This window comes from Dyadobacter sp. CY312, assembly GCF_021390535.1.
In the GTDB taxonomy this organism is placed as follows: domain Bacteria; phylum Bacteroidota; class Bacteroidia; order Cytophagales; family Spirosomataceae; genus Dyadobacter.
On sequence record NZ_JAJUXG010000005.1, the window covers coordinates 160730 to 187058 of the forward strand.

The 26329-nt window shown below is 44.7% G+C and carries 22 protein-coding genes; 7 read left to right on the forward strand and 15 right to left on the reverse strand.

The window, feature by feature from the left end:
- Positions 1-14 precede the first annotated feature (14 nt).
- Positions 15-572: a hypothetical protein gene (locus LZG71_RS08365; RefSeq protein ID WP_233818955.1), complete on the reverse strand. Its 558-nt coding sequence runs from the start codon at positions 570-572 to the stop codon at positions 15-17.
- 117 nt (positions 573-689) lie between these two features.
- On the opposite strand from LZG71_RS08365, the gene LZG71_RS08370 reads away from it, so the two are divergent.
- Complete coding sequence (locus LZG71_RS08370; protein WP_233818957.1) at positions 690-1562, forward strand: LysR substrate-binding domain-containing protein; 873 nt, start codon at positions 690-692, stop codon at positions 1560-1562.
- A 96-nt stretch (positions 1563-1658) separates the two neighbouring features.
- Here LZG71_RS08370 and LZG71_RS08375 read toward each other — a convergent pair whose 3' ends face one another.
- From LZG71_RS08375 to LZG71_RS08415, 9 genes are all read right to left on the reverse strand, one after another.
- Positions 1659-2267 (reverse strand): DedA family protein, encoded by a 609-nt coding sequence (locus LZG71_RS08375; RefSeq protein WP_233818960.1) that lies wholly within the window; start codon positions 2265-2267, stop codon positions 1659-1661.
- Between the two features lie 557 nt (positions 2268-2824).
- Positions 2825-5518, reverse strand: coding sequence for a PQQ-dependent sugar dehydrogenase (locus LZG71_RS08380; protein WP_233818962.1), 2694 nt, complete (start codon positions 5516-5518; stop codon positions 2825-2827).
- 43 nt (positions 5519-5561) lie between these two features.
- Positions 5562-6389: an endonuclease/exonuclease/phosphatase family protein gene (locus LZG71_RS08385; RefSeq protein ID WP_233818964.1), complete on the reverse strand. Its 828-nt coding sequence runs from the start codon at positions 6387-6389 to the stop codon at positions 5562-5564.
- A 70-nt stretch (positions 6390-6459) separates the two neighbouring features.
- Positions 6460-7569: a metallophosphoesterase gene (locus LZG71_RS08390; protein ID WP_233818966.1), complete on the reverse strand. Its 1110-nt coding sequence runs from the start codon at positions 7567-7569 to the stop codon at positions 6460-6462.
- A gap of 57 nt (positions 7570-7626) precedes the next feature.
- On the reverse strand, positions 7627-9030 hold the full coding sequence (locus tag LZG71_RS08395) for a DUF5018 domain-containing protein (protein WP_233818968.1): 1404 nt from the start codon (positions 9028-9030) through the stop codon (positions 7627-7629).
- 32 nt (positions 9031-9062) lie between these two features.
- A complete protein-coding gene (locus LZG71_RS08400) occupies positions 9063-10658 on the reverse strand; it encodes a RagB/SusD family nutrient uptake outer membrane protein (protein WP_233818970.1) in 1596 nt (531 codons plus the stop codon).
- Positions 10659-10692: 34 nt separating this feature from the next.
- The gene (locus tag LZG71_RS08405) at positions 10693-14079 is read right to left on the reverse strand and encodes a TonB-dependent receptor (protein WP_233818972.1); all 3387 of its coding nucleotides are present in this window, start codon (positions 14077-14079) and stop codon (positions 10693-10695) included.
- Positions 14080-14292: 213 nt separating this feature from the next.
- On the reverse strand, positions 14293-15420 hold the full coding sequence (locus LZG71_RS08410) for a FecR family protein (RefSeq protein WP_233818974.1): 1128 nt from the start codon (positions 15418-15420) through the stop codon (positions 14293-14295).
- Between the two features lie 143 nt (positions 15421-15563).
- Positions 15564-16178: an RNA polymerase sigma factor gene (locus tag LZG71_RS08415; RefSeq protein WP_233818977.1), complete on the reverse strand. Its 615-nt coding sequence runs from the start codon at positions 16176-16178 to the stop codon at positions 15564-15566.
- A 406-nt stretch (positions 16179-16584) separates the two neighbouring features.
- Between LZG71_RS08415 and LZG71_RS08420 the strand changes: the two genes are divergently transcribed.
- Entirely contained in the window at positions 16585-18144 is a 1560-nt protein-coding gene (locus LZG71_RS08420; RefSeq protein ID WP_233818979.1) for an ADP-ribosylglycohydrolase family protein, read from the forward strand.
- Between the two features lie 53 nt (positions 18145-18197).
- Positions 18198-19169, forward strand: coding sequence for a Gfo/Idh/MocA family protein (locus LZG71_RS08425; protein WP_233818982.1), 972 nt, complete (start codon positions 18198-18200; stop codon positions 19167-19169).
- 195 nt (positions 19170-19364) lie between these two features.
- On the opposite strand, the gene LZG71_RS08430 is transcribed toward LZG71_RS08425, so the two are convergent.
- The 5 genes from LZG71_RS08430 to LZG71_RS08450 form a co-directional block, all read right to left on the reverse strand.
- Positions 19365-20093 carry an SDR family oxidoreductase gene (locus tag LZG71_RS08430; protein WP_233818984.1) on the reverse strand — a complete coding sequence of 243 codons (729 nt, stop codon included), beginning with the start codon at positions 20091-20093 and terminating at the stop codon, positions 19365-19367.
- Between the two features lie 92 nt (positions 20094-20185).
- A complete protein-coding gene (locus LZG71_RS08435) occupies positions 20186-21094 on the reverse strand; it encodes an AraC family transcriptional regulator (protein WP_233818986.1) in 909 nt (302 codons plus the stop codon).
- Positions 21095-21172: 78 nt separating this feature from the next.
- Positions 21173-21463: a cupin domain-containing protein gene (locus LZG71_RS08440; protein ID WP_233818988.1), complete on the reverse strand. Its 291-nt coding sequence runs from the start codon at positions 21461-21463 to the stop codon at positions 21173-21175.
- Positions 21463-21654: a hypothetical protein gene (locus LZG71_RS08445; RefSeq protein WP_233818990.1), complete on the reverse strand. Its 192-nt coding sequence runs from the start codon at positions 21652-21654 to the stop codon at positions 21463-21465. Before LZG71_RS08445 ends, LZG71_RS08440 begins: the two co-directional genes overlap by 1 nt.
- 45 nt (positions 21655-21699) lie before the next feature.
- On the reverse strand, positions 21700-22608 hold the full coding sequence (locus LZG71_RS08450; protein WP_233818992.1) for an MBL fold metallo-hydrolase: 909 nt from the start codon (positions 22606-22608) through the stop codon (positions 21700-21702).
- A 163-nt stretch (positions 22609-22771) separates the two neighbouring features.
- On the opposite strand from LZG71_RS08450, the gene LZG71_RS08455 reads away from it, so the two are divergent.
- From LZG71_RS08455 to LZG71_RS08470, 4 genes are all read left to right on the forward strand, one after another.
- Complete coding sequence (locus LZG71_RS08455) at positions 22772-23668, forward strand: AraC family transcriptional regulator (RefSeq protein WP_233818994.1); 897 nt, start codon at positions 22772-22774, stop codon at positions 23666-23668.
- A 68-nt stretch (positions 23669-23736) separates the two neighbouring features.
- Positions 23737-24573, forward strand: a complete 837-nt coding sequence (locus LZG71_RS08460; protein WP_233818996.1) for a carboxymuconolactone decarboxylase family protein — start codon at positions 23737-23739, stop codon at positions 24571-24573.
- 90 nt (positions 24574-24663) lie between these two features.
- Complete coding sequence (paoA, locus tag LZG71_RS08465; RefSeq protein ID WP_233818998.1) at positions 24664-25335, forward strand: aldehyde dehydrogenase iron-sulfur subunit PaoA; 672 nt, start codon at positions 24664-24666, stop codon at positions 25333-25335.
- A 45-nt stretch (positions 25336-25380) separates the two neighbouring features.
- Positions 25381-26328 (forward strand): xanthine dehydrogenase family protein subunit M, encoded by a 948-nt coding sequence (locus LZG71_RS08470; protein WP_233819000.1) that lies wholly within the window; start codon positions 25381-25383, stop codon positions 26326-26328.
- Position 26329 lies beyond the last annotated feature (1 nt).

Here is a 26329-nt window from a genome sequence, read left to right on the forward strand (position 1 = left end):
TGAGCGATTGCCGATTAAAATGGCTGATTGTATTTTCCTGTTAAGGCCTTGTTTTCTATGCTTTTGGCAAATAACGGTGTTTCCTCCCTGTTATGTTCCTCAGAAGCGAGTTGTCTGGCCGCATGTGCCTTCTCCAAACTGACATGATGTTCGTTAATAAACTCAAAAAATTCCGGCGTGGCGGTGGCATGAATGGTATTAATGTATTCGCAAGTGTTATCGTCTATTCTCTTTGCACGAAGTTCCCATAAAACCTGCACCTTAGTTCTTCCGGCCGGAGAAATGGCGTCAGATATTGACAGCATTCTGCAATAGTCAGGCTGGTGAACCAAGGCAACGTAATGTTGTACCATCAGCGCATCTCCAATTGTTTCGACATTAAGAGATACTGGCTGACCATCAAACGTAGAAGATATGGCAGCGCCGATGTGTTTGGTGGAACAACGTTGATATTCCGCGTCGGGAAGGTTTAATAGCCAGTCGGCAATATTCACTTTTTCGATGGGGGCGTTGATGATTGCTGTCACTTCTGATTGGGATAGCGCGTTTTCAGGTGTTTGTAGGATTTCCATGAGTTGTTGTTTTTGTTTTCCCAAAATTGCAGATCAAAAATCAATCGTCTAAACTCTTTTTTTCGATTACATCGATCGGTTTTATCGATAAAAATTAGAATTTTAGTATTTTCGACAATGGAATTGCGACAACTTAAATATTTCATCAAAGCCGCGGAACGGTCGAATTTTACAGAGGCGGCTTATCTTCTGAATATCAGCCAGAGCACGTTGTCCCAACAGATCAAACAACTGGAAGATGAACTAGGCATTCCGCTTTTTGACAGGATTGCCAAGCGGGTATTCCTTACAGAAGCTGGGAGACTATTTTTACCACACGCAATGCAGACCGTCCGGAAGTCAGAGGACGGGCGGGAAATGATAGCAGAGCTCAATGATATACAAGCAGGATCCCTTACCATCGGCGTGACTTACGGGTTGTCCCCGCTGCTTGCCCAGGCTCTGATCCGTTTCTCTGAAATATATCCGAAGATCAAAATTACGATTGAATTCGGCACCTCTGCCGAGTTGTTAAGGCTAATTGCAGAATCGAGACTGGACTTCGCATTATCTTTTGTACCCGTGATCCCGTCTGCAAATCACGTTTCATACCCGCTTTTTAAATCCGTTTTGTCACTTATCGTACATAAGGATCATTCTTTTGCCTCATACCGAAATGTGAGTCTTTCTCAGTTGACTAATTTACCGCTCGTTCTTCCTGTAAAAGGGTACAGCATTCGCTCATTTCTGGATAAAGTGCTTACAGAGGCAGATATCATTCCGGATGTAACCATTGAAATCAACGACATTGATATGCTGCTGAAACTGGCCGATACCGGAAAGTGGTGCACAGTATTAATGAAAACATCCTTGTTCAATTATCCTTCTCTGGTTGCGGTTCCTTTTGTAGGGGAGGGAATGGAGAGGCAGGCAACTATCACCTGGCCCGTTGATGTGTACAGGAAAAAATCAGCAAAAATATTCGCTGGTTTTTTGGAGGTAATGAATTGATATTCCGTTGAGGTTGTAAAATCATGACTGGCACTGGAAGGTTTTGCAACAATATTTTTGTCAGAGAGATTGTATTTAGATTGATGATCATCCGGGTCAACTATTTCTACTTTTGAACCAATTCCTAACAATGCGTATAGCATAGAGTATGAGCAAACCTATAAAAATGGCATTAAATAACTTTCCAACAATGTCAAAAGTACCTTCATACTTATTCCCAAAATAATAAGCCACAAAAAAGACAAGTGACGACCAGGTAAGGGTGCCAACAAAGGTGTAAAGCAGAAACTTTGCCAGTTTCATCGCTACAAGTCCCGCCGGAATGGATATAAAAGTTCTGAAAGTTGGTACCATTCTTCCCCAGAAAACCGCAGCGGTGGCATGCTTGTCGAAAAAACCAAGTGCTTTCTGGTATGGCTTATCGGAAAGACCGATCCACGCACCATTTCTGCCAACCCAATTTTCCAAACGATCAGGACCGACCGTAATCCCTACCCAATACCAGAAACCTGCTCCTGCCAATGAGCCTAAGGTCGCTGAAAACACCGCAAGAAAAGGATTGAGTTCACCGCGGGCTGCGGTTATGCCGCTGATGGACAGGATGATTTCTGATGGCAGAGGTGGAAAAATATTTTCAAGAAGCATTAGCAGAAAAATCGCAATGTAGCTTGCCTGGCTAATAAATTTTTCGATCAGAGCGGTCATATTCTGGTAGCTTGTGAATTGACAATGGAAATGTGAAGATGCCAGTTGCGACCAGACCAAATTCTATCTGCCTGCATTGGTACCACATGATGCTCTAAAATAGTGCCAGCCAGACTACATCCGCTGGGTAATAAATGACGCACGTCAGGTATACAGGCCGCCAACATCATCGCTTGATTACCCGTGTCAGAAAAAATGAGACTGAGATATCAATATGCTAAATGCCTGCAACAACTAGAATTTTATCACCAGCTTCCATAATAAAAAGCCATGACCGGATGAAACGGAATCCGGCCATGGCTTTGAGACTTTACAAGGCTTTTGTATCACCAAAATTCAAAACTTCCTGAAGTTATGGATGCGATGAAACATTTCAGGATCACTTGTCACAACTTCTATTTCGGTTAATATTTTAGTTAAAACAGCACGTTGGTAAGGTGTGAAATTGTGATCTATTGAAACGGTACAGCACAAGTGTGATCACCACTTCCAATCCGTAAAGACCGAAGTTATCAACACCAGACTTTCTTATTTTCAAAGATTTCCCTAACACCATGTCAATTCACCTTCCTTTCAAAAAGCATCTTATCTAAATGGAACATGGGATTTGCTGAGTTTTGATTGGAAAAGACGAAGTATACATTTTGTTTACCAGGCGAGGGTTTTAAGGGAATTACAACTTGCTGCCATCCTGTTTTTAAATCACTGATCTGCCCTTTCTCAATATCAATTGAACCAATTTCAATTCCGTTCATCGCATTCGATCGCACAGAGATACGGCCGCCTGCTCCGTGCTTTTGTACCCATAGCCTGATAGAGCTGATCTTTGTCAGGTCGATATCATCGTAACGAACGTATTTGCCGTTCCTGATATTGGAAAGGTAGGATACATAACCTGTGTTTAATGTGGCGATCACCACGCCTACATTGCCCTCTGAATAATCCTCCATCTCAATCTGAGGACTTCTAAGCACAATATGCTTGCTTGCGCTAAGCGGTGCCATGGCTTTGGTGCCCGCATCGGTGTAAGATGCCTGCAAGACATAAGCGCCTTCGTTTCCTTTGCCAATGTGCTCGCTTAAAGCCAGTTTTCCCTGTAAGGGCAACCTAGATTGTTTGTCCTTAAGATGCAGGATATAACTTGTAATTTCAGTTGCCTGGTCCAAAGACAAATCAGGGTGGGGGGGCATGGGATACGAACCCCAGTTGCCACTTCCGCCTTTTAGGATTTTGTCTGCTAGTATGGCTCCGGCACTTTTATTTCCAGCGTATTTTGTTGCAATTGCTTTTAGAGAAGGACCGATGGACTTGGTTTCCATGGTATGGCATGCTTTGCAATCAAGACTCAGATACAACTTTTTCGTTTGTGCATAACGTACATCTTCGCTTCCGGATGACAGCACGCTGGCCAGGTCTTTCCCAAAAGGCAGGTAGTTGAATGCGGTTTTTACACGACCTTTCGCAATCGGATTGTCCTCCTTGTCGCTGATGGTTATTTTGTAATCCAGCTCGGAGTTGTCCCAGTAAAAACTTTGATTGGCACTGGTGGCGATCGTCACTTTCGGTGGCTGGTTACCGACTTTGATCTGAGAAGTAGTCGTACTACCGGCTCCTTTTGAATCCGTTACCGTAAGCAGAACATCATAAATGCCGGGCTTTGTGAAGGTATGCGTCACGTCGTGACCTTTCATTTTCAGGTTGCCTACTGTCCAGCTATACATGAGCTGGTCGCCCTGATCAAAATCTTTGGATCCACTGGCGGAAAGTTTCACTTTCAGAGGCGCTGCACCGACTGATTCCGAAATGCTGGCAACGGCAATTGGTCTTCTGTTTCCTTCACTATATTCAACACGGATAATTCCTGAATCAGTATTTTTTGCAAACCAGTTGGTCCCGTAAGCCAGCATGTAGATGGCACCGTCCCGGGCAATTTGCATGTCCATGGGGGCAACAACATGGAGCTGGGGTAAAAATGGCTCCATGGACACATAGTTTCCTTTTTCATCCATTGTTACGGCCATCATCCATTTTCTGATCCAGTCGTAAATCAGTAATTTTCCGTTGTAATACTGTGGTAATTTGTAGGGCGCATCGGGATAAAAATCTCTGTAATAAACCGGTCCCGCCATAGCACTCGCCCCGCCTCTGTCCACCATAGGCCAATTTTTAGAGGGACCTTTTCCATACCAGATAAAAGCAGGCTGTGCGGCAGGTAGGTTATTCAATCCCGTGTTGTTGGGGGAATTGTTAACCGGATGAGCAGGGTCTTTCCCGGGTCCTTCCTTTTTTGTTTCAAAATCATATTTGGGGAAAATTTCATTGGCTCCAAGGAAATAAGGATAACCAAAAAATCCTGGCTGACGGGCCTGGTTGATTTCGTCGTAACTGAGCTTTCCTTCCTGCGCTGGTATTTCTGTGTCAGGACCGACGTCTCCCCAATAGACAAATCCGTTTTTAGGATCTACCGACATGCGGAATGGGTTGCGGCAACCCATCACGTATATTTCCGGACGGGCTTTCGGGTCATTTTTTGCAAAAAGATTTCCATCCGGAATGGAATAAGTGCCGTCGGGTTCAGGTTTTATTCTCAGTATTTTACCCCGTAGATCATTTGTGTTTGCAGAGGTTGCCTGTCCGTCCGAAAGTTGTCGGCCCGGGCGCTCGTCCGTCGGGTTATGACCTTCAATTTCTTCGGCATTGGTGTTGTCGCCGGTTGAAAGGTAAAGCAATCCTTTTGAGTCAAAAGTCAAATAACCTGCTGAGTGGCAACAGTAAGTTCTTTGGGTGGGAATTTCCAGTAGCACCTTTTTTGAGGTCATATCCAGTTTGCCTTCCCGGTAAACGAAACGGGATAATTCACTGACATGTTTGTCGCCGCCGAGTCCATAGTAGAGGTATATCCAGTTGTTTTTTTCATAGTCAGGATCCGCTGCCACACCCAGCAAACCGTCCTCTATCCCGCTGAAAACATTCAGGTGGGCAACCGTACTTAGTTTTTTATCCTTTGCGTTGTAAAGCCGCAGTGCTCCTTTCCGTTCGGCAACAAGAACGTCGTAGTTGGGAAGGATGGCCATTTGCATCGGTTCATCAAAACCCGAAGCCAATGTGCTGTAACTAAATCGGGTAGAGTCTGGCTTTTCTGACAATGCATAAGAGTTGTTCGTGAAGATTTGCCTTTGTGTTTTTTCTGTGTAGAAAAAGAGCGAAACCAAGCCAAGTAATCCGGCTGTCCAAAGTTTATAACTGGTCAAAATTTGTAACGGTTTGGTTGAGGAATATAAAAGGAAAAGGAATTTATTTTTTCTTTATAACCATTACGAGCGGCAGGTGGTCAGAAGCATAGGTTTCTGAAACGGTTTTATAGGAAAGCTTGTCATATTTTTTTTGAGCTTTATGGCTTAAAAGTATGTAATCCAAAGTTTTGCCTGGACTATCTGCCGGAAAAGTAAGCGGGCATTGCAGGCAAGGAATTTCAAGATATTTACCCAGATTTTTTATGATAGCATTGTCAGGTGTTGTGTTCAGATCGGCACCCAGGATGATCGGCAGTCTGTTGTATTTTAGAAGTATTTTATTGAGCTGCGTGATCTGATAACTGCGTTCATCGTCACTGAGATGATCAAGATGGGCCGAGACAAAAACCATCTTACCCAAATTGGTTTTTACAGTGATTAAAGCGACTGCACGAATTTCGTTTTCTGGGTTTGTTGACCTGACATGCAGACGAAAGCTTTCGCTCTTTTCGATTGGAAACCTGGAAAGTATGCCCACGCCGTAATCGCCGTTGCTGCGGTCCACCGCTTTTGCGAAGTGATAGTACATTCCGGTAAGCTCTGCAAGTTTTTTAGCCTGATTAATGTCCTTTCCGGATCGGTCGGTAAAAGCGTCTACTTCCTGTAAAGCAACAAGATCCGGCTTTTCTTTTTGTATTGCTTGTGCAGTAGCAGCCAGGTCTGTATAGCCCCATCCCTTCGACGGGGGGCTGGCAATCCGGATGTTGTAAGACATCACTTTAAGTGTGCCAATATCAGAGTTAGCTTTTTGTGTTTGTGCGGATGACTGCGGCACTATCGCTAGCAATAGTATCAGGCTCAGAAGAATCTGTTTGGTTAAAAAGATCATTTTTAAATGTTTAATGTCGGTCAAAGTGCTTTATGACCGATGGTGTCAGTTGTTTAGGAATAGTCAGTATTTATTCAATGCGGAATTCGAATTGGTCATAAGGAGCGGTACGCCATGCCAGATGCCTTGTAGAAGGTGAGATGGCAAACAAGGGGGAAAAGGTCCTGACCTTTACCGTTTTTTGATCCGGTGAAAATTCCAGAATTCTTATCCATCCATCACCTCCGTTACCCCGCCAGTTTCCACCTTCATTCTGAGCATTAAAGAGCATTTGATTTACCGCTTTTCCAGAGGCATTTTTGTCGGTGCGGAAACCTACATGTCCGGCATGAGTTGGCTGGTCGATGACGTGGCCACAAATGACCATCCCGATATTAGAGGATGGCTTTACAAGTTGCTCCCAAAGCTGCCGGCCAAGCGTAACATCGGTAAAACCCGGTGGATAGTCCTCCCTGACAATATGTTCATTGTCTTTAACCGTGGATCTCATGTAACTGTGCGTGAGTATTAATCCCAAATGGTTTTTGAATTGCTCGCGTGCGGCTATGCTCTTAGCCCATTCAACAACTGTTTTTCTGGGGGCAAATTCAAGTGAGAAAATGAGCATAGGTTTACCGAATGCAGGCTTAAACTCATAACAGGCATTTTCTAACGTTTTTACACCTTCGCTGTTAGGTGCCATTTCGACAAGAATTTTCTTGTTCAAGGCATTTTTATCGGTTGGGAAATAGCTGTTGAACTGCGAATATCTGTTTTCGCTGCTGCCCGTTCCATAGTCATGGTTTCCTGTACATAGAATGTACGGAACCTTTCCATCCAGTTTACCAAATGCCCTGCTTACAGATTCCCACTGCGATGTGCTTAGTTGATCGCCGTTTTCTCTTGTCAACTCGGTGATGTAATTCTGTTCCACCAGATCGCCCGTACACAGTACCAGTCCGATATTAAGCTTTTCCCGGTTGTCCTCAATCCAGGTCGTCATAAGATCCAGCAGTGGCTGATTCCTTTTGAATTTGGTGTATCCCTGTGGATCAGGTACGATCACAATAGACCACGATCCTTTTTCAGTGAGAGCGGGAGCAGTATATTGCTGCGCCTGCGTGGAAAAAGTAAGAAAAATAAGGACAAGCCGAATCCCGATTACCGAAAACTGTTTCGGTACTAACCTGTGAATATTCATGTTCGAAATGGAATAAGTAGCTTCCCGGCATTGCTGTTCGGGAAGCTGTTTTCAGATTTAAGGCTTGTTGTATTTCATTTTATAAACCATGATCCCCGAGGTGGTAATAGCATTGGTAGCCATTGTAGCATAAAAATAGACTTCATCACCTCTCACATCTGTCACTATATCGCCGTAGCGATTGTAATTTGTACCGCCGTATGCCTCGGATTCAAACAGCATGAAATCGGAATAGCCGGTTGCTCCGGGTACGAGGCTGAATCTGGAAGGATCTTTTGTTTCAAATACCTTCACATGTGTGGCGTCCCATGCATAGTAACCCTGCGTGAGCATGGAAGTAAATTCTTCTCCTTGCAAAGTGAAAGTATCAAAGCCCAATACTTTGTAATAGTGGTTTTGCCTGGCCATTGTGGTCACTTCCATGTCAGGTGTAAATGACACAAATCGACTTCCCTGTGTCAGGTTGGGGTCGGCAGCATTGTAGTTGCAGTAGGTAAAATAATGATCTGAGTTGGCGTCCAGCGACTTACGTTGTATAGCGGCAAAAGTCCATGCTTCCGCAGCGGCGTAACGCATAATGGTGGGTTCCTGTCTCACCGCAATGCCATCGAGAAATTCCCAATAATAAACACTGTTATTTCCATTGGTGGTGGTATATATAAATGCCTTTCCACTTTTCAAATTTCCTATCACGCTCACTTTACGACCCAGATTGACAGGGCATCCGGAAGCTGCTGTGTAATTCAGTATTTGCTTTGGCTCACTGTCTACATTGTCATAATAGTAAACCACAAAACCAGCAGAGTAAATGTTATAACGGTTAATGATAAAATGACTTGCATCATCTGCGGTGACCTGCATACAATAGGTGGTGGGAGGGGCTATTGATTTTACGAGCTCGCCTGTATTTTTGTTTAAAACACGCACTCCATTATCCAGCCCGGTTGCTCCGCCATTAAAATCAGCAACAAGCAAATATTCGCCCGCAACCGCTAAGCCGGAAATGTTGGTTCTTTTAATGCCCAGAACATCCGAGGTTTTAAACCAGAGTTTTGAAAAAACAGTCTTGGGAAGACTCGGTACAACCTTCACTACATAACTGGCAACAGAGCCGTCCCCATTGGTTACTTTAATGTTGATCGGATTACTGAAATCCATTATGCCACCCAGTGCCGGTTCAATGGTACTGTTGTGATCCAGGCTGGCAAAAGGTTTGAGCTGGCTAAGGTTCAGAGGATTTTCTTCGGTGGAGGGGACTTTAACCGTAATGGTATCTCCGTCTGCGTAAGGTCCAGCTACGGTGGCCGGATATTCTGTTGCCTGATTTGGAATCGCTACCGAAAAATTCATCAGGCCTCTTCTAGCCGTGGCACCTTTGTTGATATCTACCTGCTCACAGGCAAAAAGCAGTACCATGCATCCAAGCCAGCACGCAGTTTGATATATATATGATCGTTTCATTTTTTGCTTTTGGATTTAGAATAGAGAAACATTTACTTCCATTCGTCAAATTGCTCAACCAGCGCGTTCCGTTGCAATTCAACAGAGGGTATCGGAAACCGGTTGTATCGCGGTAAATAGACACGCTTTCTGCCATTATCAGCATCCACCTCTTTGTAGGTGAACGTACCAGCAGGTGTAGCAACGGGGACGCGTCCTGTAATCTTGTTGCCATTCAGTGCTGTTCTGGCAAGGTCCCATCGGCGAAGATCCCAGTAGCGATGCCCTTCAAAAGCGAGTTCAATCATGCGCTCCTGTTGTAGCAGTTTCATGAAATCTTCTTTACTTCCTGACGTCAGATCCTGTTTAAAACCTGCTCTTCTACGCACTTTGTTGAGTGCTTCCAGCGCACCGGACAAGTTGCCTTGCTCCACCATTGCTTCTGCTTTGATCAACAGTACTTCTGCATAACGCATGAAATAAAAAGTAAACTCTCCTGGCTGAAAACCTTCATCCTGCGTTTTGACGCTTCCATCAAAAAACTTTCTCATGTAGTATCCCGTACTGGTGGTTCCTCCACCTATTGCGTACCCGTCCACACCGCCTTCCACAGTATTGATCGTGCGACCTTTCCAGGATGCGCCGTTGTAAAGAATGGAAGCATAAAAGCGGGGCTCTCTGCCTTCATACGGTTTTTTTGCCATAGCTGTATCAGCCCAGCTAAAACTGCTGCCGTCTGCCATCTGATATTCAGAAACCAGATTTTCGGTAGGGCTGATCTGCGCGTATCCCTTATCGCCGGGAGGGCAGAAGAAATAGTCAAATGAATAACCAAAGTTGGGTGACGAGTAGCCAAATTCCAGAATGCTTTCCTTGTTTTCAAGATGCTGGGCACGCTTCATTTGAAACAGCTTTTCATAGTCAGGATATAAATCGTAAAGTCCCAGTCCGTCCAGCGCCGTTATTGCGTCTGTAACAACATTCCAGCGTTTTGCATACAACATGGCTCTTGCCTTTAATCCTAGTGCAGCCCCCCTTGTAAGTTTTCCCGCTTTGGTAGCTGGCACGGTGGCTGGCAAGTTTGCAGCTGCAAAATCCAGATCAGTGGAAATAAAATTCCATACTTCTTCTGACGTGCTTAAAGCTCGTTGTGAACCATCAGGTAGTTTATCATAAAGTATGATGTTTGCTCCATAGCGTTTTGCAAGCTCAAAGTTGACGTAAGCTCTGAAAAAACGAACTTCGGCTTCTGCCCGCAATTTGATATCTGCTGGTAGTCTGTCACCATTAGCCTGCATTCCATCCAGAAACTCATTGCAGGTTCTGATCCAGTTATAGCCCCAGTCCCAGTTGCCAAGGGGATTTTCGCCAGGTGTAATAAAAGATGAGCCGAGCGTAAAAAGATTTGAGCTTTCGGAAGGTGTATTCTTTTTGAGAATATCTGCAAATGCATCCTGGTTTACATGAGATGTGTAATAGGTTTGGCCGATGAGCGGGTAAAACTTATTGAGGGAGAGTTCAAGGTTTGCCTCGCTTGACCAGGCAACCTCTTCGCCGTATACATCCGTAAGCTCAGGATCAATATTACAGCCGGATAACACCAGTATGAAGCCGACTGTAAACAGGTTGATTTTATTAAAGAATTTCATGATATATAAGTGGTAATATATGAAAGCCAGATAGTTAAAATGACAAACTTAAACCTACCTCAAACAGCTTTTGCTGAGGATAATAACCCTGGTTAACATCGGGCATTTCGGGATCAAGATATTCCAGTCCGCTTAGGGTGAATAAGTTGCTGCCCGATACGTGTAAACGAAGGTTGTCTATTTTGAGCCTTTTTGTAATCGCTGGTGGTAGTGTGTAACCGATCTGTGCACTTTTCAGACGGACATAAGAAGCATCTTTGATCCACCAGGAAGAAAATTTACCTCCGCTTTGTGCTGAAATTGTGCTTAAACGTGGATACTTGGCATTGGTGTTTTCTGGTGTCCAGGCTCCTTCTGCCAGGTATTTGGGGGCGTTTCCATCCTGATAAAATGCCATGGTATAGAACGTGTTATCGTATACCTCCGTGGAGGAGTACAAACCGGACAATGCCACGTCAGCCATGGCGGCTCCCTGGAAAAAAAGATTGAAGTCAAATGCTTTGTATCCGCCACCCACGTTAAGACCAAACATCATCTCAGGAGTGCTGCTGCGTCCGATCACGGTCCAATCCTGATCCCAGGTGATTTTGCCATCGCCATTCAGATCTTTCAGTTTCACTTCACCTACTCTTGAAGGTCCGAATAATGCACTGTTGGCAATTTCTTCTTCGCTCTGAAAAAGCCCGTCTGCGACAAAACCATATTTCATCCCGATCTGACGACCAGTACGCCTGAGGTGATCAGGTACATTTACATTTTCTGTGGTTTCAATAACCTTGTTACGAGCCCACGAAACGTTTCCGCGGACATTGTAATAAAAATCTCCCATGCTTTTGCGGTGCGTAAGGATCAGTTCGAATCCGCGGTTATCTACAATTCCGGCGTTTACTCTCGCGGGAAAATATCCACCCATTGAGGGCGGCATCAAACCACTCTGAGCTTGCAGAATATCCTTTGTGACATTGTAAAACACATCGGCTTCCAGCCCAAGCAGTCCATTCCACAGGGTGCTTTCAAAGCCTGCATTGTAGGTTGTGGTTGTTTCCCACTTAATATCCGCATTGGGAACTCCCGTTACACCCAGAGACCTAACCAGCTTGTCGCCGATCATCGCTACCGGGTTGGCGCCCATTTGCATGGTTCGCAGGTAAGCGTAGTTGCCTACTGCATCATTTCCAAGCCGCCCCGTGGATGCCCTTAATTTCAGGTCGTTGACGAAATTTACGTTTCTCTTAAAAAAATCTTCGTCCGATATACGCCATCCAACTGCAACAGCAGGGAATAATCCCCAACGGTTGGTGGACGGAAGGCGTGTGGAACCATCATATCTTCCGGTAAATTCCATCAGATATTTGCCTTTGTAATCATATGTGAGCCGGGATACATATCCTGCGCGGTGAAACATTTTATGTCCGCCTTTGACAAGATCGTCGATCACTTCCTCTCCCCAGTTCAAATCCATAATGTCAGTGATGGGAAAACCTCTCCGGCCGCCAGAGAGAGAGGTTTCGTTTTGACGGATGTATTCATACAACAGCATGCCACCAACTTTATGTGACCCGAAAGTTCGGTTGTAGTTGATGGAGGGCTGAATGGTTGTTTGCCATGAATCGGCAAACCACTGGTTGATCGTTGCATTTCCGGTCAGTGCATGACGGGCGTAGGTTTCTGTGAAGTTTCTAGTAGCATTGTTGTATACCGAAAGCAGGTAGGGTAGCAGCGAGGATTTGCGCATACTGTATCCCTTGTCCAGTCCACCGTTTACTTTCAGATTAAGCCCCTGTACGCCGGGGATATCATAGGTTAGTGAAATATTTCCCTGAACACTGCTGGATCTGGTATCCTGTTTCCCTGACAAATCTCTGGCAGCAAGAGGATTTTGATTTCCGTTTCCTGTATTGAAGCTTCCGACTGGCATCCCGTTAGCATTGGTTGTCTGCAAGAAAGGATAAGCCATCATTGCCTGGCTGAATATGGATGCATAGGAATTACCGTTACCGGCCGACAATCCGGGCTGGTTGGTGGTTTCGTCCCGAACGGCAATCCCGAAGGAAGCTTTAAAACGTTCAGCTACCTGAGCATCAATGTTGGTCCTGAAATTGTAACGGTTATTGCTCGTACGGGCAATGATTCCTTGCTGATTATAGGATCCAAGTGAGACAAAATATTTGAATTTATCGGAACCTCCATTTAATGAAAGGTTATTTGTGTAAATAGGTGCCGAACTTTTGAAGAGCATGTCAAACCAGTCTGTATTTCCAAAAACACCCTGAGAATCTCCATTTGTGATCCGGTCTATTTCTTCCGATGTGAAGCGTCTTCCAGTTTCGGCGATACCATCCATTTCCTGAGCTTTATTGTACCATTTTGCGTATTCGGGACCGTTTAAAAATTCTGGAAAACGGGTATTTGAGCTGAGCGCAAGCGATGAATTGAAGGTAATGGTAGGTTTTTGAACAGTACCACGTTTTGTGGTTATCAGAATGACACCGTTGGCTGCCCTGGCTCCATAAACGGCCGCGGAGGCTGCATCTTTTAACACAGTGACAGATTCAATTTCGTCCGGATTTATGGAAGGGAAACCGCGCTCAATTCCGTCAACAATGATCAGCGGCGAACTGCTGCTGAGTGTGTTCATTCCGCGCACAAGAAGAGACGCACCGTCAGAACCAGGCTGCCCACTCGACTGGCGGGTAATCAAACCGGGTAGACGACCTTGTAGCATGGAAGATAAGTTTGCCGTTGGTGCGGTTTTTAATTCTGCCGAGCTGACCTGAACCACGGAAGAAACCAGACTCTGTTTTGTGGTTGAACCGTAGCCCAGTACCACAACATCATTGAGCGACTTGTTTTCAGCCAGAAGCACAATGTCAATGGTGTTATTTTTTCTGACTGTCACTTCCTGAGAAATAAAGCCGATATAGGATACAACCAGGATATTTCCTTCCTCAGCCTGCAATAAGAACAGTCCTTTGGAGTCTGTCGTAGTACCCTGTCCCTGGCTATTTTTGATTAGAATAGAGGCTCCTATCAAAGGGTTACCGTCTTTATCATAAACCGAACCGGTAATGGGAATACGCAGATCCACCTTTTTGGTTTCCTCTTTAATGACTGGTTTAAGTTCCGGCTTTTTTCGGATCAGTATCGTAGACTTATCAATGGTGTAATACAGCGGCTGCCCTTCCAGACAAGCGTCGAGTATGGTGGTGATGGGTGTATTTACAGCTTGAAGCGTAACGTTTCTGGTATTTTTCAGATCGTCTGAAACATACAGTATGTCTATTCCTGCCTGCTTTTTAAGCAAACGAAAAACCTCCTTGACCGAAGCATTTCTTACATTGATACTGGCGTTTTGCCCGTAAACAGCGGCCGCTGTTACCTCCAATACGCCGAAGAGCACCATGATGATACATAGTTTCATAATGAGAATTAATTTCACCCTTGCCGAAAGCTTGTTTCGGTGTGTGGGTAATAGCCTTTCTTTGTACATTTGCTACAATAGGTTACCGGTAAATTGAAATTGTTCACTGCATTTTCTTTTCTAATGATGACCTACCACAGCTTTCCGAAGCTGTCGGGCCGGAGGTGTTAGAGCACTTCCGGCTTTTTCGGTACAGGGGTTGGATGAACGTTTTTATTTCATGATGATGATCTTTTTGCCCTGTTGTTTAAATTGAATATTACTTAATTGCTGTAAATAATTCAGTAACCCGTCAAGACCCTTCGATTTGGAAAAAGTTCCTCCAAATTTGTTGTCAGGTATCGCTCCCTGATACTCGATTTCGACATCATACCAACGGGAAACCATTTTCATGACAGACTTCAGATCCTGATCTTCAAACACAAAGTATCCTTCCTTCCAAGCCAGAGCACTCTCTACGTCAACCTTTCCGAAAGTGATGTCTCCTGATGCGCTGCTCACAGACTGCTGCCCGGGAATTAAAGCTCTTTGATGGCCTTGATTTGAAACAATCACGGCTCCTTCGGCAAGTGTGGTGATAACCTTTTGATCATCATCATAAGCTGACACATTAAAATGAGTGCCGGTTACAAGTATTTCCGTGCCATTGGAAATGACTTTGAAAGGCCGCTGTTTATCCTTGGCTACTTCAAAATAGGCTTCGCCTGTCAGCTCCACAAGCCGCTCGCTGTCAGCATTGCCTGCGGGATAGGTAATGGTGGTAGCGGAGTTTATCCATGCTTTTGTACCATCTGACATTGTTATCTGGAAAGTGCCTCCCCTGGGAACGGCAAGGGTATTTCTGCCTGCGGGTTTTACCTGGTTATTTTCAGATTGGTATTCCAAAGCGCCATCACCATTTTTTAATACACGGCTGGATCCATCGCTGGCTACAACGCCGTTGGCTACATCGTTTACCATTACAGACGATCCATCACTGAGTGTCAGCATGGCCTGTTTGCTTCCAGGTGCCACAGCGATCTGATGAAAAGGTTTTTGTGAAAGCTGCGTTTGATTTGAGAAGTAAAAATACCAGCCGGCAAATAAGAGTATCAGCACAGACGCGGCAACGCTGATGTAAGGCCATATCCATAATTTTTCCTGCTTAGGCTGCTGAGTAACCTCCTTAATTCCTTTTAAAATATTGGCCCTTGTACTTTCCTTCTGAGCTGGGTTCTTCCATTGCCAGTCTGACTGCTTTGAGGTGATGTCAAACCATAATTCAACAGATTCCTTTTCCTGCTCAGTGCAATTGCCTTGGCGGTAGCGCTTTAAAAGTTCTCTTATTTCTTCTTCATTCATACTTACTCTTTGGCTCAGGCTGCATGCTTATCGCAGCGTTTTATGTCTCTTTTATGGAAGAGTCAAAATAGCCTGGTTGGTAGTAGGTTAGAAGAGAAAAAATTGATTATATTTTTGAAAAGGCTCGTAAGGATGAGAATTTGCTACATTTTGGAAAGTGTAAAGAGCAAAATGGTCGACCACATGTGCTGTTCGTCGAGCTTCGAACGAAGATATTTTAAAGCGTTATGTATTTGTTTCTTGACGGTTTTGTCAGAAATATTGAGACGTTCAGCAATTTGGGCATAGGACAAATGTTCTTTCCGGCTCAATAAGAAAACCTCACGCATCCGCTCTGGAAGACGCTGTATATGAGATTCAATAAATGTTTCCATTTCTGAACCGATCATATCCAGTTCTGGTGAATGATCATAGTCTTTGAAATATTGCAGAAATGAAGTTTTATATTTTTCCTGTGAAAGTTGCAGGCTGATACTCCGTAGTGACTTGTAGCGGGCGATGGAAAATAGATATGATTTGAGCGACTGAATATCACCAAGATCTCCCCGTTTCTGCCAGATGGCAATAAATGTTTCCTGAACAATATCGCTTGCTTCCTGCTCATCTTTTAACACTTTAACTACATAGGTAAAGATTGCTTCCCAATAACGATCGTATAGCTCAGTCAAAGCCGCATCACTGCCCTCATTGATCAAATTGAGAAGGTGTGAATCCGTTGCGTTAGTTAGCCGATATTTATTGTAAATAAAATCTGTCACCACAAGTTAAAATAAGAAGTCAGGTTCTGAGGGTTATTTCGCATAACCTAAGCCAGAATGGGTTATCCGTCGCAAGTTATTGGAAAATTTCTCATTATGCAGATTAAGTAAATGTTAAATTTTGTGGTTTAAGTTTCGCGCAAATGTAAAGTTATGTTTCTTATCTATTAGTAAAATTTTAGTTTTTGCTTCTGTTGATGTGCCAAATATTCGCTCGGGCATACAGATGGGCTATTTTACAAAACTCCAATTTTTTTCGTACCTGGGATACTACCACCCACACTTATCGTACACATAGTTGTAGCCTGCAACAAATTTATAGGTGCCATATGGCGAACGTGTAAGCAGAGCTTTTACAGACTTCCAATGTCTGCATAGTGATAATACTATTCCTAAATCCTTTAAAATGAATGATGTAATTAACCTTAAAAATTCGGTTGTTGGCCTGTTATTACTAGTCGGCGGCTGCTTTTCTCAGTCTTCAACGGCACAGACTGTCGCAGTTTCCAAAAATCAAAATCCTGCCTATTCCATGTCCAAAGAAGTCCTGAAAGACAAAATAAAAGGTGGTTGGGCAGGGCAGACCATTGGTGTGACCTTTGGCTGGCCTACTGAATTTGTATATCTGGGAACATTCATGCAGGATTACCAGCAAATTAGATGGCATGATGATTACGTTAACGAGGCCATGCGCGTATTTCCGGGTTTATTCGATGATATCTACATGGATCTTACTTTTGTAAATACTTTCGAAAGGCTTGGACTTAATGCGCCTGCCGACTCATTCGCTCATGATTATGCGCATCGTGGTTATGAGCTATGGCATGCCAATCAGGCAGGAAGGTATAACATTTTGCAAGGTAAAAAAGCGCCTGTGTCGGGTCACTGGCTCAACAACCCCCATGCCGACGACATCGATTTTCAGATCGAAGCTGATTTTGCGGGTCTGATGAGTCCAGCCATGCCCAACACAGCGTCGGAAATTTCGGATCGAATCGGTCATATTATGAACTATGGCGATGGTTGGTATGGCGGTGTCTTTGTAGCGAACATGTATGCGCAGGCATTTAAAACCAATGATATCAAAGTTGTGGTCGGTCAGGCTTTGAAAGTTATTCCCCCCAGGAGTAAATTTTATCAATGCGTTTCGGATGTGGTCAGCTGGCACAAAAAGTATCCTGACGATTGGAAACAAACCTGGTTTGAGTTGCAGAAAAAATGGGCTGAAGAAATAGGTTGTCCTGACGGGGTATTTCATCCTCTGGATATTGACGCGAAACTCAACGCAGCCTACGTTGTGATGGGCTTGCTTTATGGCAATGGAGATTTCACCAAAACAATGGAGATCAGTACCCGGGCTGGTCAGGACTCAGACTGCAATCCGTCGACTGCGGCAGGGGTGCTCGGGACGATGATCGGATACAGCAACATCCCCGCTTACTGGCTCAATCCGGTTAAAAGGGCAGAGGATAAAAATTTTAGTTACACCGATCTTTCCTTAAATAAGACCTACGAATTGAGCTTCAGGCATGCTCTGCAAAACATAGAGGCGAATGGCGGCAGCATAAAAGGTGACCAGGTCTTGATTCCTGTGCAGATCCCAAAAACTGTTGCTTTTGAAGAAAGCTTTGCGGGGCACTATCCAAGGGAAAAAGTGACGCACAATAAGGTAAGTAGTGAAAGACTTGTGCTGAAAACCCAGGGGATTGGGTTCGTGCTACGCGGACATCTGCGAAAAAAAACTTATGGTGCTCCAAACAAAGTAATACGTGCCAAACTATTTGTTGATGGGGTTGAGCTGGAAGAATCTAGTTTTTCAACGGTTCCCACAGCGCGTAAAACTGAACTTTTCTGGCGATATAATCTCCCTGATGGAAGTCATCATGTAGAAGTAATGGTAACCGATCCGAGTCCTGATTATGAGTTGGTCTTGACGGAATCGCTGGAATACGATGCGAAAAAGTAGCGTGAAAAGAATGGTTTCAAGCATAAAAAAGGGAAACAAACTGAGTTGAAAGGATGGAAAGAAGGACATTTATACAAAAAACTGTTGCACTGGCCGGAAGTATATTGGCAGCAAATAGCACCTTTGCGAGTGATGATTCCGCTATTTCAGGTGGACGAATTGGAATCATCGGGCTTGACACGAGTCATAGTGAAGTATTTACCAAAATTATCAATAGCGATTTGATTGATAGCCAGGGATTCAAGGTTGTCGCAGCATACGCTGATGGAAGTAAGGATATACCGTCTGCCATTAAAATGAAACCTGCCGTCACCAATGCTGTCAGGCAGATGGGAGTCGAAATTGTGGATTCAATTGATGATTTGCTTGGGAAAGTAGATGTGTTACTCCTTGAAAGTAACGATGGGCGCATGCATCTTAACCAGGCGATACCGATTTTTAAAGCGGGTAAGCCTGTTTTTATCGACAAACCGCTCGCTGCAAATCTGAAAGACGTAAATGAAATTTTCAAACTAGCTGCCAACTCCGAAACTCCAGTCTTTACATCTTCCGCATTGCGGTTTGAAAAAAATGTTCAAAGTGTAGTGTCTGGCGCCATAGGAGAGGTAACTGGTGCTGATGTATATGTTCCGGCTGATATGGATCCGGGGCACCTGGATCTTGCATGGTATGCAATACACGGCGTGGAGATGTTATTTACTGTGTTGGGGCCTGGCTGTAAGTCTGTTTCCAGGGTACACAACTCAGGCACCGACCTTGTGGTTGGGGTATGGGAGAATGGTGCTATCGGTACCTTGAGGGGTATCAGAAAGGGAGCATCGGGGATTGCCGGAACTGCCTTTGGGACCAGGGGAGTTGCAAAGCTCGGTCCATTCGAAACCTACCATCCACTTGTTGAGCAAATTATACGCTTTTTTCAAACAGGAAAGCCGCCGGTAACCGCGGCGGAAACCATCGCTATGTTCCGCTTTATGGAAGCCGCGGATTTAAGTAAGAAAAGGGGAGGGAAGTCTGTTAATATGTGAGACTTACAGTCACCGTGCGGCAGATATTCATGCCAGCGTATGATGATCCATATCTTATTGATTGGTTACTTTGCGAATATAACAACTCCTCCTCCGGGGCAGGTTAAGCCTGGAAGGGGAGTTGTTGGTTGCTAGTATTGGAACATGGTCAGGTTTCAATACTCTTAGATCATTAATCAGCCGTTGGTGTAGGAATTAAACAACTGGATTCATTTGCCCAAAGAGTGTTTGGAATTCTGGTTGGCCAATCTTGCTAAACTTGTCGCTGAAACCGTAGGTAAGTTCTGTTTTTTCTTCTTTAAGTTGCTCAAAAACCGCGTCGATAAACAAGTCAATGGAAGGCATCGAATCGTGTATTCCTTTTCCACCCAAATCTGTGTTGAGTACAGGAGGAATAATTTCTATCAATTCGATATCAGTATTTCTTAACATATGCCGAAAAGACAAGGTTAAGGAATGGAAAAACGCCTTGGTGGCAGAATAGACCGGCACCTTTGTCAATGGTGAAAAAGCTAATGCGGACGTAACATTCATAATCGTGTGAAGGGATCCGAGTTCTTTAAAAAGCAGCATCATATGAAGCGGCGATTCGATGTTGATCGAAATTTCGTTTTTTGCCTTTTTGTAAAACTCAGGATCTTTCAGCGACATCCAGTTTTGTACGCCTGCATTATTGATCAGTACGTTCAGATCCGGATGTTCAGCAGCGATCCATTCGTATAGAGCAATCCGTTCATCTTCGTTTTCCAGATCACATTGTTTTGTAATGAGGGATGGGAGCTTGTCAGCAGCTTCCTGCAATGCCGAATCCCGTCTGCCACAAATGATCACCGTGTTTCCTTCTTCTATAAAGCGCTCAGATAGGCCAAAACCTATACCTGTTGCTCCGCCTGTGATTAAAATTTTATTACCCGTAAGTTGCATTGTTGAAAGTTTTAATTTTTGTCAAATTTCCGGGTTTTAAGGAAGGGCAAGGTGTATGGTTCAATCCGGTTCATGTACAAATCAATCAGAAATTATGTTCGGAACGGGCTTGGCGCAATCCCTGTTTGTTTCTTGAAAAATTTAGAAAAATGTGAAGACTCGTCAAATCCTAATGAGAACGCGATCTGTGAAATACTCCAGTCTGTGTGTTTTAAAAGTATTTTGGCTTCTCTTAAAATACGTTCATTAATGAGCTCAGTGGTCGTTTTCGCAGTGATCAGTTTCAGGGTTTTATTAAGATGATTGATGTGGACAGAGAGCTTATCCGCATAGGCATTGGGTGCTCGCAGGCCTACCTGTTGCTGTAATAATTCGATCGGGAATTGCCGCTCCAACAGATCGAAGAACATTTCGGAAAGGCGATATGCTGCATTTTGTGTTGGAGTTTGAATATGCCTGGGTTGCAGTTTCTGACCGTAATGGATAAGTTCCAGTAAATAGGTTCTTAGCAGGTCATATTTAGCGATGTAATCCGAAGGGATTTCAGAATACATTTTCTCGAAAATGAACTTTGCCTGGCGAAACTGACCAGCATTAAGATTTACAACCGGAAAATGATCTGCCCTTAAAATTGGAAACTCATCGGGCGTGGATCCGCCTTTGTATTTTAAAAGAAACTCCGGGTTGAAAATACAAAAGTACCCGCTGTCATCAGAGCATCTGTGCAAATATTGAAACGGAACTTTCGGCGTCGTAAAAAGCAGCGCTTTCTTGCCGGTGTTGACGATACTCTCACCATACTTGATTTCAGTATTGCCATTAATCAAAGTGATCTTGTAAAAGATTTTACGGTTATATGGCATGGACAGTGTGTCCGGGCTCCCGCCGTTTAAATCCTTAACTCTGAAAACGTCAAAATGCCCTTGGTCAGCAGTCCCGTCCTTGCGCTCAGCGGAAGTGGCACGGTAGAACTCATCCAGGCTTGCCGGTTTATTGATCATCAGAATGTCTCATAAATAAATGCCTTCATCACGGGCAGCTCGGTTCGAATTTAATTTCTTGACCAACAGGCTGATAAACTAGTTTTTTAAGTTGTCATATTCCGAATCGGTAACAGGCAAAAGCCATGTTATCACACCGTTTTCAGTATTTGGGTTGACGGCAACGTGTGTCATCGGGCTCCGCTTTGAGGCACCATGCCAGTGCTCAACACCAGGAAGACACTTGATCACATCGCCTTTTTTTATCACTTCAATTGGCTTACCTCTCTGCTGATGATAACCTGTGCCATTGGTAACCAGCAAGATTTGTCCGGCCGGGTGGGAGTGCCAGTTGCTTCGGGCACCTTTTTCGAAAGTAACGCTCCCCATTACCAGATTAAACGTTTTGTCATCGGCGGCCAAAGGATAGAGCCATACTTTTCCGGTGAAATTTTGGCAGGTGCGGCTTCTCCTTTGGGAAAAACTTCACTTGCATTTTTGGATTGTGCGCTAGCTTCGAGGCTAAAAAAAGTGAAGAGGCGAAATGAAATGGCAAAGATAAATGCTGTTCTGTTTTTCATTGTATCTAAATTTATTACGAGAATCTTAGACTGCTGTGACCTGTACTATTTTTTTAAACGTGTCAGCGTGAACGGCTGACCTGGTGCCAATACCTGAATGCGCTGCGGATTAACCACTCGTTTTTCAAGTTGTTTGGGGTCACCGTTGAAAGGAGCGAAGTCTGGTGCATCCACAGATCCCCAATGACACAACAGCAGAGGCGTATTAGGGTAAGCATTGGCGAGCTTAATAGCGCCCTCCAACCCGAAATGCCATTCGCTGTCTGAAAAATCAAAGAAAATGGCATCAGGCGTAGGCATGGTCAATTGTTCAGGAATCAGTCGGCTATCGCCCGTAGCCCAAATGTTCCCGTCGGGTGTTTCGATCCAAAAACCTGTACAGTCCTCATTCTTAAAAAATCTTGTACTTGTTCCTTTGTAAGCATTTTGCCAGGCGTGGTCAACAGGTAGCATCTTTACGCGGACCTGGTCCACATTGAAAACCTCGCCAATGTTGTGACCAAATGATGGAAATCCTTCATTTTTCATCAATGAATCGACGTAGATTGTTGAATGAAACGCTTTGGTGACAGCAGCCAACTTTTTGTTGGTTGGAATACTAAAATGGTCGTTATCGCTATGGGTGATCAGCACGGCATCCAAACGGGGAACATCTGTGGTTTTAATAGGGAAATCGATCAGAATAGGCATATCAAATCCTTCCAGCAAAGGATCCACCATCAGGGTTGTTCCCCTGCTATTGATCAAAAATCCTCCCAGCCCCAGCCAGCGGATCTCTGTTTTTTTTGAAGATTGAAACGCTTCTTTTCCAAACGGCTGCGTTTTTGGCGGTCTGGCCTGGTACTTTTTTTGTGCAGTGGTGCTGTCGGTAGATTTCTGTGCTTTCAGTTCAGCAGAAATAAAAAGCAAAACCACTAATAAATGGACGGATAATAATATTGAAGGTAACTTCATAGCATGTTGCTTTTGTTGATCTTATGACAAATGTCCCTGAATTTTTTCGCAGCACGCTTACCCGAATTACGGTTTTGCTTACCCGTTTTACTGGACTTCGCAGCTGAGTCTCAAATGTTTGGAAACGATATCTTAGCTTTGGGAAAACATCAGGATCAAGGCGATGGAAAAGATCAGAACAATGCAGAGTGTAGCACAGTTTAACAGTGAAAGGGGACAAAAAACCTTGCACCCATTGGTAAGTATACTGGATCAGTCACTTTCGACGCCCATTCAGGCGAACCAATACCTTTCTGAGCTTTACATTGTCTTTTTAAAAGAATTTAAGTGTGGTGAGCTGCGGTACGGACGCAAGCATTACGACTACCAGGATGGCACCCTGCTCTTCATTTCTCCCGGGCAGGTATTTGGCATGGAGGACCAGGGGCAACTGTTACAGCCAACGGGCTGGGCGCTGGTTTTTCACCCTGATCTGGTTCGTGGCACAGCGCTCGGCAGGCACATCAGGGACTATAATTTCTTTTCGTATGAAGTTGATGAAGCGCTTCATTTGTCAGACGGTGAGCGGGAAACGGTGCTTGAAAGTTTCAGAAAGATCAGCTACGAATTACAACATGCTATTGACAAACATAGCCGAACGCTGATCGTCAGCAATATCGAATTGTTTCTAAATTACTGCGTGAGGTTTTATGATCGCCAGTTTATTACCCGTGATCATGTGCATAAGGATATTCTGACGCGTTTTGAAGAACTCCTGGATCAGTACTTTCAATCTGGTCAACCGCAGCTTACAGGTCTTCCGACAGTAAAATACTGTGCTGACGAGCTAAACTTATCACCCAATTATTTCGGTGATCTGGTCAAAAAGGAGACAGGGAAATCGGCCCAGGAGTACATCCATTTCAAACTGATTGATCTTGCCAAAGTCATGGTACTGGACAACAACAAGTCTATCAGCGAAATTGCTTATGAGGTAGGCTTTAAGTATCCGCAGCATTTTACCCGTCTGTTCAAACAGCTTGTGGGGCAATCGCCGCTGGAATACCGTTCGCTGAATTAAGCTGAGAAAGTAGCTGGTAGGAATTAGTAAGGGGCTTTTTTGTAGTACACTTTCACCTTGATTTCATCATGAAAAGGATTTTTTTAATACCCATCTTATTTACACTTACGATCGCAACGGTTATGGCGCAAACTCAAAATACAGCATCTGATACCAGCCGTATCACCAGGGCTCAAAAGAAATACAAGGAGCTATTTATGCAAGAAATCACCGCAAGCAAAACGGATCCCGAATTGATGGATATCCTGCAAAGGTTCATTTTTGGAGAGGTATTTTACATCGGAAACCTGGACGACAAGACGCGCGAGCTGGTTACGATCACTGCTCTTGCTGTCAATCAAACCTATCCGCAGCTGAAAGCACATACCAATGCCGCCCTGAACGTTGGCGTTACGCCGGTTGAAATCAGGGAGGTAATCTATCAATTTTCACCTTTCATCGGTTTTCCCAAAGTGCTCAATGCCGTTGAGACAATTAACGAGGTATTTACAAGCCGGGGAATCAAGCTGCCTTTGGAAACCCAGGGGACGGTAACCGAGCAAAACAGGTTAGAAAAGGGTACAGAGATGCAGGTACCTCTATATGGTGATGGTATGAAAAAGAACATGGGTACACTACCGGCAGAATTTGCAGACGCGGTTCCGCGCGTATTGACCGAGCTGTGTTTTGGTGATTTTTATACACGTAAGGGGCTTGATCTGAAAACGAGGGAGCTGATGGTTTTTTGCGCACTGGCAACCATGGGTGGGACCGAAAGGCAAATGGCTTCTCATGTGGTAGGAAATCTGAAAGTTGGAAATGACAAGGAGACACTGCTTTCAGCAATGATCCAGCTATATCCCTACGTTGGATTTCCAAGAGTATCCAACGCTATCAATATTATCAAGGAAGCAAAAGTGGAGTAGTAAAGGTTGACTATTGTCCGACTGAATCAGACGTCCGGCTTGCGGGCTTTTACCTGTCTGTTGAGATAGAACGGATTATCACTTTTTAACATGGAAGTAAAAAGGGAGGATATGGAAAATGAAAATGAGTTTGGGAGTATCACCCGCCGCGAAATGCTTGCTGGAAGTGCAATAGCCGTTGCTGCCCTAGCTATTACGAAAGTGACAGGTTCGGAGGCGGCACCGGTTGCCCCGACTGTAACTCCGGTGGAGTCGGCAGGGTTAACTTTCAATGTCAATGGTAAAGCGGTTAACCTGGAAATGGATACGCGCACAACCTTACTGGATGCCCTCAGGGAACACCTGCATTTAACCGGTACAAAAAAAGGCTGCGACCATGGGCAATGCGGTGCATGCACAGTGCTTGTAAACGGAAGGCGTATTAATTCATGTTTGTCGCTTGCATTACAACATCAGGACGATTCGATCACGACAATTGAAGGTATAGGAACACCTGAAAGTCTTCATCCGATGCAGTCGGCATTCATCAAACATGATGGATACCAATGCGGTTACTGTACGCCCGGTCAGATCTGCTCCGCGGTGGCTGTTCTGGAAGAAATAAAAGCGGGAGTGCCAAGCCATGTGAGTGCTGATTTGAAAGCTCCTATGGTATTTAGTAATGCTGAATTCCGCGAACGAATGAGCGGAAATATCTGCCGGTGCGGCGCATACTCCAACATTGCGGAAGCTGCCGCGGAAGTTGCCGGGGTAAAAGGCTGACATCAACTTTCCAGCCGATTCTTTTCACATCTGAACTGTATCTACATGAAACCATTCACCTACGAGCGCGTGGAAACGCCTGCGCAGGCTGCGGCAGCGGCAGGCAAACCGGGAGCAAAATTCCTGGCCGGTGGCACCAACCTTCTTGATCTGATGAAATTGCAGATCGAGACGCCAACCCATCTGATCGATATCGGGAGGATCGGACTTGATAGAATTCAGCCAACAATTGATGGTGGGCTCAGGATCGGGGCAATGGTTCGCAATACAGACCTCGCCGCCGATGAGCGGGTACGAGCAGATTATGCTATTTTGTCAAGGGCGCTGCTGGCAGGTGCATCCGGACAGCTTCGCAATAAAGCGACAACGGCGGGTAATCTTTTGCAGCGCACCCGCTGCCCATACTTTTATGATACCAACCAGCCATGTAACAAGCGATCACCCGGAAGTGGATGTTCTGCGATTGCCGGTTTCAGCCGCCAGTTGGCTGTTATTGGTTGCAGTGATACGTGCATAGCCACGCACCCGAGTGATATGGCGGTTGCCATGATGGCTCTGGACGCTATTGTCGAAACCGTAAAACCGGATGGGAAGACGCGACAAATCCCAATTTCCGAGTTTTACTGGCTTCCTGGCAAAACGCCGCATTTGGAAACAACGCTGGAAAAAAATGAATTGATCACCGCTGTGGTGTTACCAGCACCGGTTGGTGGAATCCATGTCTATCATAAAGTGAGAGACCGGGCTTCCTACGCCTTTGCACTTGTTTCAGTGGGCGCGATTCTGTTTAAGGATGGCAGTGGAAAGATCGCTGTTGGCGGAGTTGCGCCCAAACCGTGGCGTAACACTTCTGCCGAGAAATTGATCCGGTCAGGCGCAAAAGAATTTACATCCAAGCTCATGGAAGGCGCCAGACCTACCGGTGAAAATGCTTTTAAGCTCACTCTTGTAGAGCGCACCATTGACGGGACTTTAAAAGAAAACAGGAGCTGAT